The organism is Nocardia sp. NBC_00511, from assembly GCF_045161165.1.
GTDB lineage: Bacteria > Actinomycetota > Actinomycetes > Mycobacteriales > Mycobacteriaceae > Nocardia.
The window spans coordinates 128,219-147,552 of sequence record NZ_CP107850.1 but is presented as its reverse complement, the minus strand read 5'-3'; the positions used below and the strand labels follow the sequence as shown (position 1 = coordinate 147,552).

Annotated in this window: 7 protein-coding genes; 2 read left to right on the top strand and 5 right to left on the bottom strand. The window is 62.4% G+C overall.

The window, feature by feature from the left end:
- Positions 1-334: 334 nt before the first annotated feature.
- From OG300_RS41880 to OG300_RS41860, 5 genes are all read right to left on the bottom strand, one after another.
- The gene (locus OG300_RS41880) at positions 335-8,755 is read right to left on the bottom strand and encodes an ElyC/SanA/YdcF family protein (protein ID WP_331723113.1); all 8,421 of its coding nucleotides are present in this window, start codon (positions 8,753-8,755) and stop codon (positions 335-337) included.
- Positions 8,756-10,734: 1,979 nt separating this feature from the next.
- The gene (locus tag OG300_RS41875) at positions 10,735-13,635 is read right to left on the bottom strand and encodes an AAA family ATPase (protein ID WP_331723112.1); all 2,901 of its coding nucleotides are present in this window, start codon (positions 13,633-13,635) and stop codon (positions 10,735-10,737) included.
- An 862-nt stretch (positions 13,636-14,497) separates the two neighbouring features.
- Positions 14,498-16,075, bottom strand: a complete 1,578-nt coding sequence (locus OG300_RS41870; RefSeq protein WP_331723111.1) for a hypothetical protein — start codon at positions 16,073-16,075, stop codon at positions 14,498-14,500.
- A gap of 810 nt (positions 16,076-16,885) precedes the next feature.
- The gene (locus OG300_RS41865; RefSeq protein ID WP_405499016.1) at positions 16,886-17,296 is read right to left on the bottom strand and encodes a hypothetical protein; all 411 of its coding nucleotides are present in this window, start codon (positions 17,294-17,296) and stop codon (positions 16,886-16,888) included.
- A 134-nt stretch (positions 17,297-17,430) separates the two neighbouring features.
- Complete coding sequence (locus tag OG300_RS41860; protein WP_331723109.1) at positions 17,431-17,865, bottom strand: VOC family protein; 435 nt, start codon at positions 17,863-17,865, stop codon at positions 17,431-17,433.
- 636 nt (positions 17,866-18,501) lie between these two features.
- Between OG300_RS41860 and OG300_RS41855 the strand changes: the two genes are divergently transcribed.
- Both OG300_RS41855 and OG300_RS41850 read left to right on the top strand, forming a co-directional pair.
- Positions 18,502-18,801, top strand: a complete 300-nt coding sequence (locus tag OG300_RS41855) for a hypothetical protein (RefSeq protein WP_405499014.1) — start codon at positions 18,502-18,504, stop codon at positions 18,799-18,801.
- 141 nt (positions 18,802-18,942) lie between these two features.
- Complete coding sequence (locus tag OG300_RS41850) at positions 18,943-19,290, top strand: nuclear transport factor 2 family protein (protein ID WP_331723108.1); 348 nt, start codon at positions 18,943-18,945, stop codon at positions 19,288-19,290.
- The last annotated feature ends 44 nt before the right edge of the window (positions 19,291-19,334 follow it).

Genomic DNA, 19,334 nt, shown 5'->3' with positions numbered 1-19,334 from the left:
TTCAAGATTTCATCACGGACTCAGGCACCTTCGAACGTATGATACCTTCCAGATTGATCGGGATTTCGACTGAAGTCGACAACCCGTCCTTCGATTTGCGCTCGACTGCCCTCTGGACCTTGGTAGATCTTTGCGGCGTTCATAGTCCCCCATACATCGGCATCTGATCGGACGCGGGAACCGCCGCGGCCAAGGGCATATCGCGACACAGGCCCCCATTGCCCCCTGGTTGGTCTGCGCGGACCCAACCGGCTACCTGGCACCCGTGCTGCCAGATCACTGGCGTACCCTCACCATGGATGTGGGCGCACAGAACGCAGGCATCGGCGGCAGATCACCGCGTATCGTACACAGAATCGATCAACCGACCGCCACCTCGGAGGGTCACTGGTTCCAGGTCATCGAAGCTGACCTCTCTACTCAGGCGCGCTGCGGCGATAGCGCCGGCGAGGTTACGTACATGAAGCTTGTCGATGATCCGGCCGAGTCTCCATTTGACCCCGGTACGGGTTATTCCGATCCGTTCCGCCGCCTGAGCCAGGCGATCCCTTCTGATCCGTTCTGGTGTGACGTTTTCCTCTTCTCGAGCAAGGTCGTTGGATCCGAGCAATTTTAGTAACGCTGTTTCCTTCTCGTTCAGCATCTGGATCTCATGCTCGCCGGCCAACCATCGATGTGCCCGGCGAAGTTCTTTGATGTCAAGCCTTGCGGACAGCTCGATAGTTCCGCCAAGGATGCCGTGTTTGTCATGCACCCGGCTGATCAGCAGCGGGATGCTCTCAGCAGGCACATGCAAAACTGCTGCGATCGATTCATTGGGCATCCCTAGTGCCGCAAGGACAGCGGAATCAATTTCGTTGCCCGCCAGCCGATATTCGTTCGGATTATGCAGGGTCGATCGGGGCTCGCGGACGATTCCGCGCGCTGGATCATCATCGCGAATCGTATCGACGATTCCGTCTCGGCCGTCGGCGGGCCAGTGTGTTGCGAGGGTTTCCAGCCCGCGCGCGGCCTCACTCGCCGACGTGCCAGCGGTAGGATCGAGGTGGATCCGCGCCTCGCGGCGAGGATTCGGCGGCAATTGTCTGTCTCCGCGGCCGGTCGGGTATCGATTGAGCGCTGGGCCGTCGGTGCCAGTGTGCGGCCGACGCGGGGGTTCCGATTCGACGTCGGCTCGCCGCGGGGCGGCTCTCTCGGCAGCATCGCCGATGTCATCCTGCCGCGCCCAGCGGGAGTCGCTCGGGATATGCGCTCGCCTTGCTTCCGAGGGGTTGACAGCGGAAGGCAGGTTGAGACGAATCGCAAGCTGATGTCGGTTTTGACCGGGGCGACGGACGCTCCATGATTCCCTTTCCACTCCGAGGTTTGCCATCGTCGTCGCGAGGCGATGGTGTGGGATACCGCGTCCGACGACGTCGATGCGCAGATACAGCCGTTGCCCGGGTAGTGGAGTGGCGTAGACCTTGCCGAACCGTCGGTCCAGGGGGATCGAGTCGACGATGCCGGCTACGGCTCTTTGGGCGGCGATTCGGGCGGGTTGTGGCCATGCGGCCTGGGTAGCCGCAAGGTCGACGTGGGTGACCGCGGCGACTCGTTCCCCGAGGCGGAGTGTGCGCAGTTGAGTCAGCGAGCCGGGCTCGATGGTGGGAGCAAGTCGCACCGCGGCGATCTCGCTGTTGATATTGGCGAAGTCTGCGGGGCGCTGGATATCGGCCTCGGTTAGATGCGCGATACGGCCGGCGATCTTGGCGATCCGGAAGTCGAGTTCGTCGCGGGCCCGTGTGTTGTCGGCCGGCAGGTCGAATCTCAGCTGCTGGTGCCCGCCCGCTGCCAGGTCTTCTGTCCAGGAGATGTTGTGGCGGGCAAGTGTGGCGGTGACGGGCCGAAGAGAATCGATGAGTTCGTAGTCGAGCGTGGCCGTCACGGTGTGGTCATAGCAATCCATGAAGAGATCGCATCGCGCGGTGGGTGCTGCCGCCAGCGCTCCCGTGATAACCGCACCCGGCGCTCCCAGTTCCTGAATCCAGCGGCGGTTGTCCTGTGCACGTAACAGCCGGGTATGTGGTGTCTGCTGTTCGACTTCGGGGTGGGTCGCCTCCTCGATCCGTGGTGGTGGTATGTCGCCCACGTTGCCACTACGCCGAAACAGTCCGAGTGTGTACTCAGCCGAAGCCATACCGGCCGTGATGGTGGTCGCGGAGATCGGCACGGCTTCGTGCTGATCCGCCTCGACCGCCGCGGTGCCCTGAACTGCCGAAACGGCGGTCGTCCCCGGTGCCTCGGCGAGGCCATCGACGGCGATCGGGTCGTCGCGAGTCGGCGAGTCGACTCGCAGTGCGGGAGCGAGCGGCTGTTGGGGGCGTTCGCGGATAACGAGCTCGGTGATCAGTGTGGAGTCGATCGGACTTCGCAGGGCCACGGTCAATGCCTCGTTTCCTGCCCATCCGTCGGAACGTAGTTCGACGACCAGCGGAGCGGATGCACGATCACCGCCGCTCGGCATGTGCGGCACGGCATTTCGTATCAGCGAATCGATTCCGCCGCTGGGCGGCTCTCGAGTTGTCCAGTCACCCAGTACTGAGCTGGCGACTGCACTCGTCACGTTGGTGACCTGTTCGATCGAGTCACCGACGCGGATGTGCCACGCATAGTGGAAGGGCGCTCTCGACCGGGCACCGTCGACCGTCGACCGTGCGCCGAACGCCAATTCGGTTCGTGGTCCGGCGTCATCGCAGAGGCTTGCGACCACCGCCCATTCGCCCGACAGTTCTCGTCGCACATCGAGGTTCAGGCGTAGGTCACCGTCGGCGGTGACCGCATCGCGGGCCGTACTGATCATCGAGGCGAGAGCATCTGTCGGCAAGACTGCGGTGATCGCGTGCGCGCCGGCGTGCAGCAGGGCCTCGGCCAAGGCCGTGCAATTGGCGGCTGCGTCGCCCCCGTCGGGACTGATCCGCAGACTGGCTAGAGCTATCCACCCTGCGGCCGGCTCATCGTCGGCGGCGGTATGCAGGTCCAGCGCCGCGACGTCGGTCTCGTCGTCGTGCAGGCGGATCGCGATGCGAAGTGGGTGCTGCCCTGGCGCGATGGTCACCGCGCCATCACGGCTGGAGTCGAGAAGAGTGCGACGGAGCATCTCGACCAGCGCCGGGTGGAGGCCGGTGCCTCCGGTACCTCCGATAGCGTCTGAGACTTCGGTGGCGACGAGGATGGGGTTCGCAGTACGCGAGAACGGTATCCGGCGCTCGCTGGTTGTGCCGCGGCGAGCCGGGAAGGTGACGGTCAGTCGGTCGAATGCGTCAGAAACCGGGTCTGGTATCGGGCCCTTTTCGGCGTAGCCGTGCACGGAGTGGGTACGCAGCCTGTGTACTTCGCCGATGATCGCGTGCGCGGTATCGGTAGGCTCAGCGGGCACGGTCGGGTTTCGGCGGTGTCCATACGTCATGTAGACCGTGAGCGGCACGTCGACTGTGACAACCACGATGTCGACTCCCGGCCAGTTCTTCTTCGCGGTCCGGTGAATTCGTTCCGCGTGCGGTGGGGCGCAGTAGATCACGATCGAACGTAGGGGTTGGGGTCCTCGAGAATCGCTGGGCAGTTCTGCCAGCGCCTTTCGTGCGAGCAGAATATTTTGCTGCGTGTTCCTCGCGAAGGTCTCGAGCACAATGCGGTCTTCGCTCAACCCATTCTTGAGAGCGTGGGTGGCGAATTCCTCGGCCTCGCCGCGGTATCCGGTGAAGACCACCGGATAGCGGGACCCCCGCTTCGTCAGGTTCGCCACCAAGGCAGCGTGACCTATCTCGTTGGCACTGCCCACAACGATCGCTACATCGGGCGGATCGGCGGCGAGTCCTGCGCCGTCGTGGTTGGCTCGCAGCCAGTCATAGATCGTCGTCAGGTCGGCCAAGACTTGATCTCCATCGTCGAGTCCGGCGAGCCAGGCATGCAACTCTGGCGGTACGGCGCCATCACCGGCGGCTGTATAGTCCATTGCTGACTCGGCTTCCTCGGACGGTGGGTCACCGGATATGCTGACAGGCGGCGGCGGTGATTCGGGTCCGGAAGGTTCGATCCCACGCTGGTCGAATGCTCGTCCGTGGTCACGGAAGTTGCCAGCGGGATTGCGTGGCCACAGCATCCGACCCCGAGGCTCGCCCCATTGGTACGCTTCGTCGGGCTGCCGACGGGGCTCGAGGAGCCGATGTCCCTCGCGGACCTCCGGGACACCGGGGTCCGGCGTATCCCCACCCAATCGCCCGAACGGACTCCGTTCCGGGGCCTGAGCCATATCTCCAGACCCACGCACACCCTGGGATATTGTGCGCTGGTTCGCACTGGGTGGCTCAGCGTTACCATCGGGCGCGTCCGCCGCGCGATCGCTGGCTTCGCTGGCGGCTGAAGGACGAGATGAGCTTCTGCCGTCGTTCTCGATCGTATCGACCAGGATGCTGGCGACATAGAGTGCATTGCTGCGGGCAGATATCGGGACCAGCTCGAATATTTCTTGTAAGAAATCGCACCACTTCGAGATGAGCTCATCGAGGATATTCCTGATATAACTCGTCACCGATGTGGCTGTTCCACCTGCGATCCGCAGATCACAGTGATGTAGCATCTCAACAGCGGCTCGCACAGATTGATCGAATTGATAAAACAATATCGCAGGCTCTTCTGCCGCCTCCGGCCGCTCCGCGATCGATTCTTGCATCTCTACAATAATTTCTTTCAGAGCCACTAGCAAACTGTATGCCGACTCGTAGAAGCGAGTAGGCGGACCTCCCTTCAATATGTCAAAAAGCGAGGAAAGCCGCTCTGCACGAGGACCCCAGATATCAATCGCTTCCCCGATGGTCAGGTGCGGATCGCGAGTGGGTCGGAACAACTGTGTCTCAATGACGATGTAGTTGACCTCCTCTCCGTACCTGCGAGCGCGCTCGGGGGATTCTTTGAGAGCCTCCCTACGAAAAGCATTGAAGTTTCTTTGATGTTCATTGAATGACACGGCTTCCATTCGATACACCCCTGGAGCGAATACTTTCAGAGTGGGGTCGTCGCTGGATACATAGGTGAGCGGAAATCCGCCGTCCTGAGACGCCCTCTCGACCCGCTCGCCGATTTCTACGCCAACGCGCTCGTCCGCGACGAGTACATATCTGTCGCCGTAATCCGAGCCGTGTATGGAGACTACCGTCCGATGCCCGCGACGACGGTGCGTACGATACAGCACAAGAAGTTCAGGAGGCCATCGCCCATCGTTCCATTCTATCTGGCGAGGATGAACCTCTCGGGCCTCACTCGGGTACTTTTTTATACTGTCCACAGAAGGGCTGCAGGCAGGCCGATCAAATATACGCATCGCACCTTCGAAAAGACTGTATCTTGCGACTCGCTCGTGAGGTATACGCCGGAAATCGTCCAACAGCTTCTCGACGACACGCACACCATCCACATCTAATTCCAGCAGAACTTCCAGGCCTATCGATCGAGCTCCCATTGTCCACCAATGCATCAAAGCGATGACGACAGCTACCGCAGGTCGTTCCCCCCGATGCGCAGACATGAAAATAAAAGCCCATTCCCTGTCGGCGGGATCGGCGACGGCTGTCGCATCAGGATGGACCGAGAAGAGCCACATCGGCTCCCCTCCAGCAGAACGGCCACCGGGCTGGATCTCACAGAACGAGGGGAAGCGAGCCGCAAGCATCCTGGCGCAGAGAATCAGATCGTCGTGGGACAGAACTCCATTCACTTCTGCCAATGTCGCGTCGAGGATGAACGGCCACCGCCGGTCGGGAGTAATCGGCGCGGACGCTGAGGACGATGTCGATATTCTTCCGGACATCGGAAACTCGTCACCGCCTACAGGACGCGCGGCTCTTTCATCGACAACCTCTTGAAGAGCCGATTCGAAAGCGGTCACAGCCTCATGATTCGCGGGCACCGGTCTTTTACCCATGCGGAGTAGTTGACTTCGATATCCAGCATCGGACGATAAGAGCGCGTCGTGCACCATGTCGATATCGGAGGCGGCCAGCAGGGTGTTGATGTTCGAATGTCCTGGATCGAATTGCTCATCGAAGGCGATTTTCCAGCCGCTTCGCGCGTATGAGGCCTCCACGTACTCTGTCAACACGATGCCCATAATTTGCATCAGCTCGCGCTGGTCGATTACTTGCCAGTTTCTTGCCCGAGCGAAAACCTTAGATGTCATCACATTTGTCAGAGCATGATCCCATTCCGAGGGCATACGCGAATAGATGCTGGTCCACACGGCAGCGATATCGGCCTCGGAGAAGTCGCCCGTCAACTCGCTGCGCAGGTGCTCACTCGCCAGCACTGAGTAGGCATCGTCGATCGGGACGACCGTGCGGCCCCCGGCATGGATGTCGGTCTCATTGGGATAGACAATTACTGCGGCGTCACCGTGAGGAATATCAACCGCGAGCAGCGTGCCCTGACCGGGGGCGACATCGACATGGTATTCGACCTCCCGCCGTCTGCTTTCGTCGATATCACGTTCAGGGCGGACAGTGTTGACAGATTCTTTCGTTTCTGGAGTTGCGGAGCGTGCCCGATGTTGGGCGTGGCGGAACTGATCCTCACTGGTCGGCGTCAGAGCCGGCTCGACGGCGGGGGGTGCTGCGGGCGCGGGATAGCGGGTCAGTGAGACGGGCGCATCCGCTCGCTCGGTCGAGGTGCCTGGTGCCTGCCCGTAGTCATCAGAGTTCCCAGGAGGATTGCGGGACCACGACATCCGATCCCGTGGCTCGGCCCACTGGGGTGCGTCATCGGCCGACCGTCTCGGCTCGACAAGTCGACGCCCTTCATGAGCCTCCCCGGCTACGCCGGCACCGGGAATACCCAGATAGTGGAATCCAAGCGGTGGATCCCGTCGAGTGAGGTTTTCGGCGCCGGCGTGACTGGCCTGCTCGTCCACGGCGCTGGTCGGGGTGCGTGCGGTCTTCCGCGAGCGGGGCGGTTCGGTGGCACGCGTTGTTCGATGATCATCGTTCGATACCGTCGTTTGGTTCGCTGCCTGCACTCCTCCTGTCTGACCTTCTTGTTCGTTGGCCCCGCTGGCTGGGAGTCGAGCGGTCGCGTCCAGGGCTAACGGTGTGGGTGAGATGTGTTGTGAGACGGTGTGTTCGGGTTTGGGTGATTGGTGTTGGGTCGTTGGTGGCTGCTGCCGGGGCTCCTGGTCGAGGGCGGAGGGCTCGGACTCGGATGGATCGGTGTGGCGCGGGTTGGGGTGTGGGTGGACAGGGTCTGTGGCGGTCGTGTGGTGTGGTGTTGTTTCGGTGTGGTGGGCCGGCGGTTGTCGGGTTTGGGAGGAGGTTTCGGCGTGGGTGTCGTTGTGATGTATAGCGGTGGTGTCGCCGGTTTGGCTTTGGCCGGTTTCGGGTGGGGGTTCTGCTGAGGGATGCGATACCGCGGTTCTGGATTTCGGGGAGGGCGCGGAGGTGTCGGTCTCGCGGCTGTGTGGTGTGGCGGGGGCGGTGGTCAGGGCGAGGGGTTGTGTCGGGTGGGTGGAGGGGCGTTGACGCGGCGGCGATTTGGCAGTGGTCGGTGACGTGGTGGACAGGCCCAGGTCTGCCATGAGGTTGTCGTGGAGATCGCGCAGTGTCTGCACCGCTTGTTGCGGCGTGTAGGGTGCTGACCGGCCGGTGTTCCTGCCTTCGACCACTTCCCATGCCTGGGCGGCTTGTTCGGAATATGTCTGTAGTTCGGGTCGGTTCCGGTCGGGGTGGGCGAAGCGCATGATCCTGTAATAGATCTTCTTCGCTTCGGCTTTGGTTTCTTCCGAGATGACGGCGGGGATGTCGTCGGACGGATGGGCCGATGACGCGGCATCGCCGGCGGCGAAGGTCTGCGCACCTTCTGCCGTGGGGTGATCGTGGCGTCCGGCGAAGCCCAGCAGTGCTCCATTGAGCGCTCCGCCGAGCAATTGCGACCAGTCCCAATGGCGGGTCAGTGCGGCACCGGCACCGACCATGATGGCGCCTGAACCGAATCCCACGCCCAGCCGCCCCAGCGCCGAATATTGCAGCCCCGCTTTGAAATGGACGACCGTTCCGGTGACGAGGTGACCGACGAATGCTGACCCGGCACCTTGCAGGAAGTCCTTGGCGAGGTTCTTGGGCTCTACGCGGGTTCCGGACACAGCGTCGGCAGCGAGTGTGAACGCGGATTGTTCAGCGCCGATCCGCGCCGCCCCGACCACGCCGCGGCGCAGGAGCGAACCCAGAGATAGCTCCAAGCCCGTCATTTCGTGAATCGTCGCCGCGGCGGCGGCGTCGAACGCGGCCTTTTCCGCGATGACCGAGGGCAACGTCTCCTCGATTGCCGCCGCGCCGGCGACCGGATTCCCCACGCCCGCCAGAACGGTCCACTCCACCCGCAACGCCATCATGATCATCGCCAATTGGGAAGCCAGGGACTCCTCAGCGAATTCGAGTGTCGCACCGCCGATCTTGGGCGCGGCCTCAGCGACCGAGGCCGAAGCGACGGTTACCGAGTCCAGAAGTTGCGAGAGAGGCTGTTGCGCGGCACCCTGCAAGGCTTGCTGCGTGAGCGTCCACTCGCGTTGGGCGGCGGCGGTGAACTGCACGAGGTGAGTGCCGAGCTTGTCGACGACGGCACCGACCTCGCTCAACGCCCCCGGTCTCTGCTCCGGCAACCGGCCCGCCAGCAGCACCTCCTGCAGTGGAGTCGGAACCGAACCCACCAACTCCACGAGATGGTCATCGTTGAACACAACGCGCAGGACCTCCGCTGATCAACCGGCCCGGTATACGGCGGAAAGGTTGTGTCTGTCAGCCAGTTCACGTCCGAGTTGCGCCAACTTTGACGGCCTGTCGGGCTTGGTCTGTTTTTTGGGCTTCTTCTTTTCGGCGTTCCTGGGCCGTCCTGAGCTCGGGTGCTGCGGCAGGGTGTCTGCTCCAGAGGGCGTCGGTTGTGCCTGTCGCGGCGGTGCCTGCCGTGGCGCGACGGTATCGGACTCGGACCACGGCGTGGCGGATTGCTGTGGCGCAACCGAATTCGTGCCGGGCAAGGGCGCTGTGCTCGGCGGTCTTGCCGCATCTGTGGCGGTTCGTTGGTTCCGAGTGAGGGGGTCGGAGTTGCCGGATCTGCTCGTTGGCGGTGCGCCCGGGTTGTTTGCGGGCTCTCGAGGCGAAGTCGGATCACCGTGTGGAGGGTTGGATGCCGACGGGCCGGCTTGACCGGTGGCGTTATCCGGAGAAGCAGAGTCTGAGGGTCCGCTGTTTTCGGCGCTCGACGAGACACCACGGTCCGCCGGACGGGCCTGGTCGGCGAGTGATGATCCGGGTGCCGTATTGGGCTCGGTTCTATAGGGCCGCGCACCACAGGGAACCGATCGGGCGGGAGTTGTCGACGGCGGTAGCGACACCGACGGCGGCGAATTTGTGGTCGCCGGGGTCTGCTCGCTACTGGACGGACCCGTGCTGTTGCCTGCGTTCACAATGTGTACGGCACCGGAGTGGTCCGCCATCTCGTACTGATCCACCATGGACTCCAGTTCGTCCGCCAGTTTCAGCAGTGCGCGCGCGGCTTGGTCGCAGAACGAGAAACTCTGATCGATCTGTGGCAGTACGTCCTTCGCGAACTGTGTGCCCGCTGCGTCGCTCCCCCAGCGCTGCCTCTTCGCCGTGAACTCGGTCTGCAGCTCGCATACTCGTTGCAACGATTGCGTGCCGATTTCGCGGAATACCGTTGCCCGCGCGCGCAAGGCGTCTGGGTCGACCTGAAGCGGTTGGCTCATCGTCGTCCGCCCCACTCATGGCTGTGCGCACAGGTCATCCCACAGCCGCATCGGACTGAATCGCAGGCACCGACACACCCCATGTGTCTCTCGGATCCTTTGTTGTGATTCTGAATTCGGTACCACGAGCTCTACTGTCGCCAGGGCTCGAGCAGCGCGTGCAGCTTACAAGAACCGAGGTCAGAATGACCGTCAGCTCGTTGTGCCTGCCCAGCATCACCCTGTGTGGATCAGCTCTCCCCCTTCGACGTCCACGAGGTCGTTCAGGCTCCGTACGCCGCAAAGTCCAGGGCACGAATCAGCACTGAACACACAGCGATCTGTCAACGATGACGGATGCGACGGTCGCTCCCATGCCAATGCTGGGAAGAAGGTTGAAGACGCCCGACCTGGCGGGTTATTGGCCGACTTTCGCGGACGAACCCATCATTCGGTAGACAAGCTGTGTCAATGGCCTTGGCACGGCCGCGCGGGCGAACCGGGGATGCATCCCAGCGGTGATACAGCTGCGTTCCGAGCTGATTGACCATGACCGCCGTCGCCGAGGCTATGGGTGCCATGGTGGCCATTGGAGTGACATCCATGCTCGGCCAGGGCCGCGGGTGCGGCGCAGGTGACCGCCGCGGCGAGCGAGGCGCCGAGCACAACAGCAGCAAGGGATGTCTTGATCATATGTGCGCTCATCGCGACCTCTTCCACGGATACCCATCTAGCGTACCGTTATATAACGGCTCATTTGTGGGCAGGTCAAACTCGCCGATATTCCCCGGGCTGGCAACTCATAGGTCAGTCAAATCGCCTGAGCGAAATCCGTGGTCTCAACACCGCAAGGCGCTACCGCGACCGTGCCGGCGCTGGTCCAACAGTTGCCGACGACGGCCACGCCCGTCCGCACTCGACGCTGGCCAGCCCTATACAGGTGGGCCTGCGTGGACGCCGCGGCGGTCCAGCGATCACGAGCTCTGCTGGGCCATCCTGATCGCGACCTGAACACGCGATTGAAGGCTCAGCTTCACCAGAATGCTGGATACGTGCGATTGGATCGTGCGAGGCGACAGAAACATCCTGGAAGCGATGTCCGAGTTCGACCGCCCCTGCGCGACCAAGGCGGCGACTTTTCGTTCAGTGGGTGTCAACGCATCCCAGCCGGTTTTGGGCCGGTTCCGGGGGCCTCGACGCCCGCGGCGGATTCCGAGGTCTCGCATCCGGGCCTCGGCGCGGGCGCTGTCCCACGCGGCCTCGAGCTTGGTGTACAGCTCGATCGCGTTGTCCAGTTCGGTACGCGCCTCGGGAGTGCGGTTTCCATGGACGAGCAGCACTGCCAGGTTCTCGCGTGCGTGGGCTTCATACCAAGGCTGTCCGGCGTGGCGGTAGCACTCGGCCGCTTCGGCGACACCTTCGACGTTGCCTTCCGCCAGTCCACGGCACAGGATCGCATTCGCACGACGGCCCGTGGTGTGATGGCGTGCATCCAGTACCTCTGCGGCAGAGGCGATTCTGGCCGCGATATCGTGCCTTCCGTTGGTGACCGCCAGCCGGACGGCGTCCGCGTAAAGCAGACAGACTGACACTGAAGCGAGTTCGTTCGGAGGTCTCGTGATGATCTCCGACAATGCCTCCAGCGCCTCGGCGGAGCGTCCCCGCGATTCATGGACCAGCGCGTGAACCCAAGGCCGAAGGTGATCCGAGTCTTGAGTTCCCCCTTCATCATCCGCGCGTGGAAGCAAAGCAGGGTCGTCGGTGAAGGTGCCGCGGCGCACGGCGACCAGCGCGATGAAGCATTGAGCAGTTGCTGTGTAGCCGAATATGTCCACTGGCTCCGGTCGGTTACCGACATCGGCGAGGGCGGCGTCCCACTTGCCCTCGAGATAGTGCGACCATGCCATGTCCAGTCTGATCGATCCGAGGTAGATGCCGGATGTGTTCTCGCTGGATCGGCTGGCGAGCACGAAGGCTTTTTCTGCGGCGGTATATTCGTCGAGTTCACGATGGCATCGCCCGCTCAGGGTGTACGGGTCGATATGGGAGATTTGCCGTCTGCCGTTGTGCTCGTAGTTTTGTATCAGACGTTCGCCGAGTTCTTGTGCTTCACCGAGAAAGCCTTGCTGGTAGCGCAACAGCCCGAGCGCGAACGATCCAAGCCCCCAAGCCACCGGATCCGAGAAGGCCTCGCCGGTCGAAATCGCCAGTGCCGAAGCCTCTTCGGCCAGTTCCCAGCGCCGTTGGAACATGTACGTCAGTGCGGAGAACCCGAGGTATTGCCCCCGTTGGATAGGCAGGAGATCGGGCTCGGCAAGGACAGCTTCGGCAATCGCGACGGCGTCGGACAGATTCCCCTGCGCGAAGCAGGCGTGTGCCAGCAGCCATTGCAAGGTGTTGGCGGAGCTCGTCTCTCGATCTGTCGAGGTGGGAACGCCGGTCAGCGCTCGCCGAGCAACTGATTCGGCCTTGCCGGAGTCGCCGCTCCACAACAATGCCCTGACCTGCCAGAGTCGAAGAGCCTCGCGGAGCGGGCTGCTCAGTCCAGGAGTTCGGATCGCGCGGCTCAGCAAGCTGACTGCCAACGCCGGCGCCCGGATGGTCAGTCTTTCCGCAACGTCGATCAGCCAATCCAGACTGGTGCCATCCAGCGGCAAGTCGCCGGCCAAGAGGTAGGTGGCGATGCGCTCGACTGGCGCGTCCATGGAAATCAGCACGCGCGCAGCACGCTGTCGCAATGTCACTCGCGTCGATGGTGGTAGCTGTTCGGCCAGCACCTGACGTATCAGGTCGTGACGAAAAATCAGGTCGGCACCAACACGCACGAGGATGCCTGACTCGACGGCGATACTGATGACGTCCCACACCTCGATCACCGGCGCACCGAGTATGGATGAAAGTTCGATCGCTTCGACACCGGTTCCCAATGCTGCTGCCATCGGTAGAATTTGGCGCGATCGCTGGGGCAGGAGGTCGAGCCTGCGGGTAATGACGTCGGTCAGCGACTCCGGCAACAGGATCTTCTGCGGGCTCGAGCCGCTTTCCGTGTCGCGGTCTCGCCGGATTTCTCCGAGTTCTATCATCCCGTCCTGCATCAACCCGGTCACGAGTTCGATGATGTACAGGGGGTTCCCGCCGGCACCAGATACCAAGTCGGACAACCTCGGCCCCGCCGGAGAGCCGAACGACATCTCCACCAGCGCTGCGACTTCGGTGTCGCTCATGGGCCCCAAGCGCAGATGCTCAGCACCCCAGGTCTCGTACTGACCGATAAGGCTCGACAGATCGGCCTCACGTGGAAGCGGCCGAAATGCGATGACAATCAGGATGGGAAGTTCGAGGGAGCATTCGCCCAGTCGTTGCAGGACGAGCAAGGTCGAGGAATCGGCCCAGTGCGCGTCGTCCATGATCACCATGGTCGGCGCGGTGTCGCAGCTGCTCGTCAATCCGGCGACGAGTGACTCGACCTGTGCTATTTCCCGGCCGATCGCGATGTCTGCGAAGTTGGCACCGATCGAGTGGGTGGTTTGTTCCTTCGTCCGGACCGAAAGGGATGCGGATGCCGCGAACGGCACTCGCTGCTCGAGCTCTTTCGCCTCACCGCGAACAATTCTCATGCCGCTCACGGTCGCTTGGCGCGCCGCGGCGACGAGCAGAGCCGTCTTACCGATACCCGGTTCGCCCTCGACGACGACTATTCCGCCGTGTCCGGCAATCGATCGATGGACCAGGGCTTGTATGCGATCGAGTTCGTCCTGACGGCCAATGAGCTGACCGACAAGGCCCTGCGGTCGAGGCGATGCGGCACAGGTCTCGGTGCTGACCTCTCCTACGAGTTCGATCAGTGACGTGGTCTCGGAGTGCATTTCCATCATTCCTGCTGCCTGCGAATCGAAGGGCCGACATGTCCTTCGGCCGGTCGCTGTCCGTTACGATCCCGCAAATGCCACCAGCGCTCTCCCCCATTGAGTTCGCTGCGGCAAGGCCGGAGACCACGGCTAAAAAGACACTTCACATACGCCCCCGGCGTTCCACCGATGTCGGCTTCACACTCCTTCCTGGTCGTGTCGAGCTCCGTACTGCGCTAGTCCTCCGGACTCGACACCCGTGTACTCGATGCCGACCCAACCACGCCCGGTCAATGCCGCGGGAAATTCGAGACTGTGTCGACACCGTGGCCGGCCGTGCCAGACCAAAAGCACTTTTGCCGCTGCGGTTCGCCCGGAAGCACACTGATTTACTAGTAGGTCAGATTCTGTCCACTGCGCGCCCGATAGTCAAGGGGGCGTCGACGATCCAGCCATTCGGGCTGCAGAAGTCGGCACACAATCCCGGACCTGGTGGCCGGCGCAAGAATCGAGGATTCGACGGCTTCGGCTCCACCCAAGGTGGCCCCGCGTCCTCATTGCTCAAACCTGCACTGCAATAGCGGTTTTCAGATAGAGCAGAACCCATTCAGTCGCTTGTTCAACAATCGGCGACGTATAAGGTACAGACGCAGCGTTAGGACGCACGACCGGTGGAGGCACGTCACCGCCGGTTCATCGGAGGGTGCAACGGCGGTGACCCGCGACTCGGCCGCTCCTCCGCTGTGCCGACGAAATCCCGAGCGCGGCAGTGTCATTCGCGCCGTGCCCGCGTGGCGTCCGAGTCGGCGCAGACACTGGTTCCTGCCGCTCTCCTGCACGACCCTCGTGAACCCGAGTCTGCTCCGTCACCGTTACGACTTACCCCGGACTACCGCTCGAACCCAGCCTCACGACGTGCTATCGCGCGTTGCCGAAAACGCTGCGTGAATCCGGATACATAGGCGACCGGCATGATCGAGGACGAGGAATGCTCCAGCACCCCATCGTCCGCGATATAGAACACGGCTCTGCCCACCGCCACTTCGCCTGCCGGCACCGGCACATACACCGTCCAACCGACCGAGATACGATCGGCGACCAACTCTTGCAACGGGTAGCCGGTCGTATCGTATCCGCGCCCGTGGATGTACTGCCGCACATGAGCGATGGCCTGTTCGGCAGTGAGTGGTTCGATCTGCACTCGGACCAACCCGGCCAACCCGAGCTGGTACAGAGCGCCATCGATGTCGAATCGATCCTGGTTGCCGAAGACCGCGATCACTCGCGCGCGGGTAATGTCACGTCGTTGGGCCGCCTCTACCAATTCCGTTGCCGCATTGCGCAATTCCTGATCGGGAGGCTCGCCGAGCAAACCGGCGATAGCGGCGGCGGCCAGCTCGACAGTCCACACATCGGGGATGGCTGCCCTGCACCTCACTGCCGGCGGTGATTCTCCCCGATACCATCGGTCGGCATCCCACCAGTAGCAGAACGAGAGTAGTCCGCTTCGTGCGCGTGGATTGAGGACCGGGTCCGCGATCCAATCCGGCGCGCCCGCATAATAGTTCGGCATCGCAGCCGCGTCGTTGTATGCGGTGTCGAGTTCGGGCGCGTTCCACACACCGCCCGACAGCACAGCCCTGCTACCGGGCAAGAGATACAGCGTCGATCCACAACGATCAGCACTTTCGAACCACCCGAGTGAAGGCAACACCCTCGGACCGCGTTCGGAGCGCACCGCGATGTGAGCTGCGGCGATCGTCGCCCACCGTGCCCATAGCAGGGGTGGAGCAGGAAACTCCCTCTCCGCGGGTAACGGCCAAACATTGGCGACGCGATCAGCATGGGCCTGCAGCGCGGCCGCCCGGGGGGCACGCGATTGCCTGTCTTCGTGTCCGACGTGTGCAGCCATCCATACCGGCAGCCGACCGGGTGGATACTCCGGTAGATCCGGTAGGTAGATCTCCGGTGGCGGTCGATCATCACCGGAATCGAAATCGACGTCGATGTCACCTGCCGAGGACAACCGCAGGCGGACATTCCACCAAGGTGTGTGTTGGGAGGTGGCCGAGACCGACTTCAAATGTCGAACCAAACTGCACGCGGCCGCGGACGGCTCGATCGACTGCAGTTGCTCGCCAACGGTGTAGCGGGCCCGCCCGCGGACGCTCCCGGCAGTCGTCACGAATTCGGCCTCAACCGAATGCCACTCCGGCGGTGCCGCCCCCGATAGTTCGCGGACCAGCTGTGCTAGAACCGCTTCCTCTGTGGTCGAACCGAGCTCGACCAGACGCCCCGATCCGCCGAAGTCCGCCGGCAGTGGCATCGAACCCACCTGCGCGAGCGAGTCGCCTGCGTAGGAAACATCCCCTGGGCCTGCGGAGGAGGTGCGCGCGGACAGTTCGAAACTCTCCCCGTGCTGTTCTTTCGGCCCCGCAGGGGTCGAAGTGGTGTCACCTGTACTCACGCGATGTCCTCCGCGGGTCGCCGGCCGAGGACAGAACCTGAACACTGAATCGACTTGTCGTGATCGACAGCCAGGGACGCACCGACGCTGAGCTTCGGCCGAATTCGATGCCGTCCGGACTCCGCCCACAACTCACACTTCAGAGGCACGCTACTGTTCATCCTGCGATTCCTTTCCCGCCAGATGCCAGTCTGTCGAACACCTGAATCGGCATCGGACACCGAAATACCAAGGTTAACTGGGCTGTTCGCGATCGACGCTGGCGTTTCGGACCGATCCTTGCTAGAGGGTACGAACTCGCAGACATGGGTAACATCCGCCACTTCACGGAGACGGAATCCTGTTGCGCAGCAACGTTTTAGCCCATGAGGACCGTGGACGTCCCGCGTGCCGATACCGGAGGCTCAATCCGCACGGCGACACCGAGGTGAGCAACCGATCGACAAGTCGCCGGGCCGATGTTCGCCATCAGTTTGAGCCCCGGGGTGTGCGCGGATGCGCCGACGAGCGTGGAGTCGTCGACTAACGCGGACACCTGGTCCCTGAGATGCCTTTCGTTCAAGATACGCGGAGCCCTTGTCGGGTCAGCAGACTCCTCTGTTCGGGTGTGGGCAACACCAGCGCAGCCGAGGTCCTCACGAACAGTTGCATCGGATCTGTAACCATCGCGTGACTGATGGCACCGAGTCATCTCTAGTCGCCTTGACCACTGCTTCTCTCGTTGCGCTGATAGTGGCGATCGCCACAGGTCGATCGTCACACCACATCGTCAGTCGCAACATCCGCATAATGTCGCATCTTTTGCGCCTCCTAGGGACGAAATAGCAGACCGCAGCGGGTGCTCCACCCGTCGATGTCAGCGGCGCTCCAAATGACCGGTTCCTGGCCGATGGCGAATTCCAGGATGCGTTGAGATCCGGGGTACTCGTACGGATCGGATTCCCAGGTCTTTCGCCATCCCGAGGGAGTATTATGTACGCGCCTGCCACGGGCGGTCAGGCGGACCGTCAGTTCCGAGACGATTTCGCTGAGGTCGGTCAGCGAGCTGCACTGCGGCTCACTGCTGTTGGGTACCTGCGATATCGGGTGTTGGTTGTACCCGTCGACGATGATCTGCCCAGCTGCGGTCTCACTCGCGATTCGGTCGACAACCGCTGCGGCGAGGTCGACCAGTATGGTGTCCCCAGGTTGAACTCCCGGTTTGACCAGCAGGCAGTCCATGAATTCCGTTGTAGCGGAGAGCCGATGTGGTTCGAGTGAGACTTCGTTCGGCGATTGGGATGCGACTGTGACGGTGTATGCGGCTGAACGGCAGTGGGTGATGTGAATTCGCATGGCGGGTTCTCTTTGACGAGCTAGGTGAGAGGCGCTGTCAGTTCGAGATGGATACCATCGGGATCACTGAAGGACAGGATCGCGATGCCTAAGGCAGTGACCTCGGTAATCTCGCCATGCTCGATCCCCGTGTCCGCCAATCGTCGGGCTGCCGCGGGTAACTCATCGATACTGGACACGGAGAAGCTGAGATGGTCGAGCCCCACGCGTTCGGAGTCGAATCGGTCAGCTGAGTCGGCGATGGGCCGGAGCCCGAGAAGGGTTCCCCGGTTTTGAAGCACCACTCCGCCGTAGAAGCGTGAAGGATCGGTGCGCACCTCAGGGTCGGCGGGATCACCTGCCTGGTCGATGGCGATCGTGAACCCCAATATGTCCTGGTAGAAGGCGCTCGATCGGTCCAGGTCAGCTACCGTCAACCGCACGTGGTGGATACCAGCGGTGTCGATAAGAGCCATAGGTACCTCCGCGAAATTTGCGACGATCCGCCGAAGAGCGACGCCGTCCGGCCTCTGTGAGCGACTCGACGTCAGATGTCGTCTTCAGTCATAGAAGGACGATACGAGTTCATCCAGCCTGTTGCCGGTGTCGTGTCAGACAGATTTGGTTCTCATTGCGACAGACTGACTCGGCCCGGGTGGGCGATTCGCACCCGCCACTCGAATTGGTGTACGGCTGGCCCTTGCAACCCACCCGATCGCGGGACCTTTGCGACGGCGCGGTGACGTTCCGGTGCCCTCGTCGTGGTCGCGCTCTCGGAATAACCACTGCGCGGGTGCCACGGCAACTGGAGGTCGGTTTCGCTCCCGGCTCAGCTATCTCAGAGCCTCGCTAGAGACCTGCCTCGCAGAGGCAGGTCCTGCGACTGGTGCGGCCAACCGACCTGGATGGTTGCTCCGTGTTGACGATTGCCGACTTTGGCCGATACCCGACCAACGCGCTGGTGCACGCAATAGTGGGCCTGACATCCCATTCAGGCAAAGTGCTTGCCTGAGGGCGAGGCGCCACGAAGGAGCCCGGCAGCGAACGAACCAGGGACTGAGCCGGCCGCGCCCACCGGTGCGATGGCACGGAGTGCGGCTTAGCGTCCTCCGATGCACAGGGCGGCGCACAATCGTCAGGTTCAGCTTCCTGTTGTTGATGCTGGCCTTCCGCAGGCTACTCATCCCCGCGATCACGGCGGTACTGAATCTGCTGGCAGCGGCGGCCGCATCGGCGCACTCACGGCGTTCTTCCAGTGGGGCTGGGGAGCCAGGGTGATCTGTCTGGGCGCGGCCAGTCCGATCGAAGGCTATCTGCCAGAACTGGTGCTGGCGGTCCTGTTCGGCAATCAACGCGTCCGCGTCGGGTACGGCTGTCGCGGGAACGATAAAGAGTTCGGAGTCGCCCGTTAACTCGGATAATGGCTCGGTGCGTATGACGCTCCCGTGCAATGATTGCACACTGTTGCCAGCTGAGACGTCCATGTCGGCATCTTGGCGGATAACTCCATTCGGTTACCCGGCCTAGGCTCCGAGGTGTTGGAGGAGGACAGCATGAGAACTGTGACGTTCGTCGATCGGCCCGAAGATCTAGGTAAGTACTTCATCGAGCGGATGAAAAGCGGCGACTTGGAAGGCATCGTCGCGCTGTACGAGCCGGAAGCGACGATCATGCTCGGACCCGGACGATCCATCACCGGACATGACGCCATCCGTCAGGTTTTGAAGAACTATCTGTCGTCCCGACCAATCGACTCCGCCCTGCAGCAGCAAACCATTCGCCACGGACGACTCGCGCTGACATTGCGGCGCCTTCCCAACGGTCACTCCAGCGTCGAAGTCGCACGGTGCCAGTCCGACGGAACGTGGCTTTGGCTCATCAATTGTCCGCAGATCGCATGATTCGTACCGAGTGGCCTCCCGTCGGGTCCTTTCGAGTTCGCTGG

What these genes read in the sequence shown, in the direction of transcription:
- OG300_RS41875 (WP_331723112.1), bottom strand. Translation starts at nt 13,635, where the DNA reads ATGATGGAAATGCACTCCGAGACCACGTCACTGATCGAACTCGTAGGA.
- OG300_RS41865 (WP_405499016.1), bottom strand. Translation starts at nt 17,296, where the DNA reads ATGGACTGCCTGCTGGTCAAACCGGGAGTTCAACCTGGGGACACCATA.
- OG300_RS41860 (WP_331723109.1), bottom strand. Translation starts at nt 17,865, where the DNA reads ATGGCTCTTATCGACACCGCTGGTATCCACCACGTGCGGTTGACGGTA.
- OG300_RS41855 (WP_405499014.1), top strand. Translation starts at nt 18,502, where the DNA reads ATGCACAGGGCGGCGCACAATCGTCAGGTTCAGCTTCCTGTTGTTGAT.
- OG300_RS41850 (WP_331723108.1), top strand. Translation starts at nt 18,943, where the DNA reads ATGAGAACTGTGACGTTCGTCGATCGGCCCGAAGATCTAGGTAAGTAC.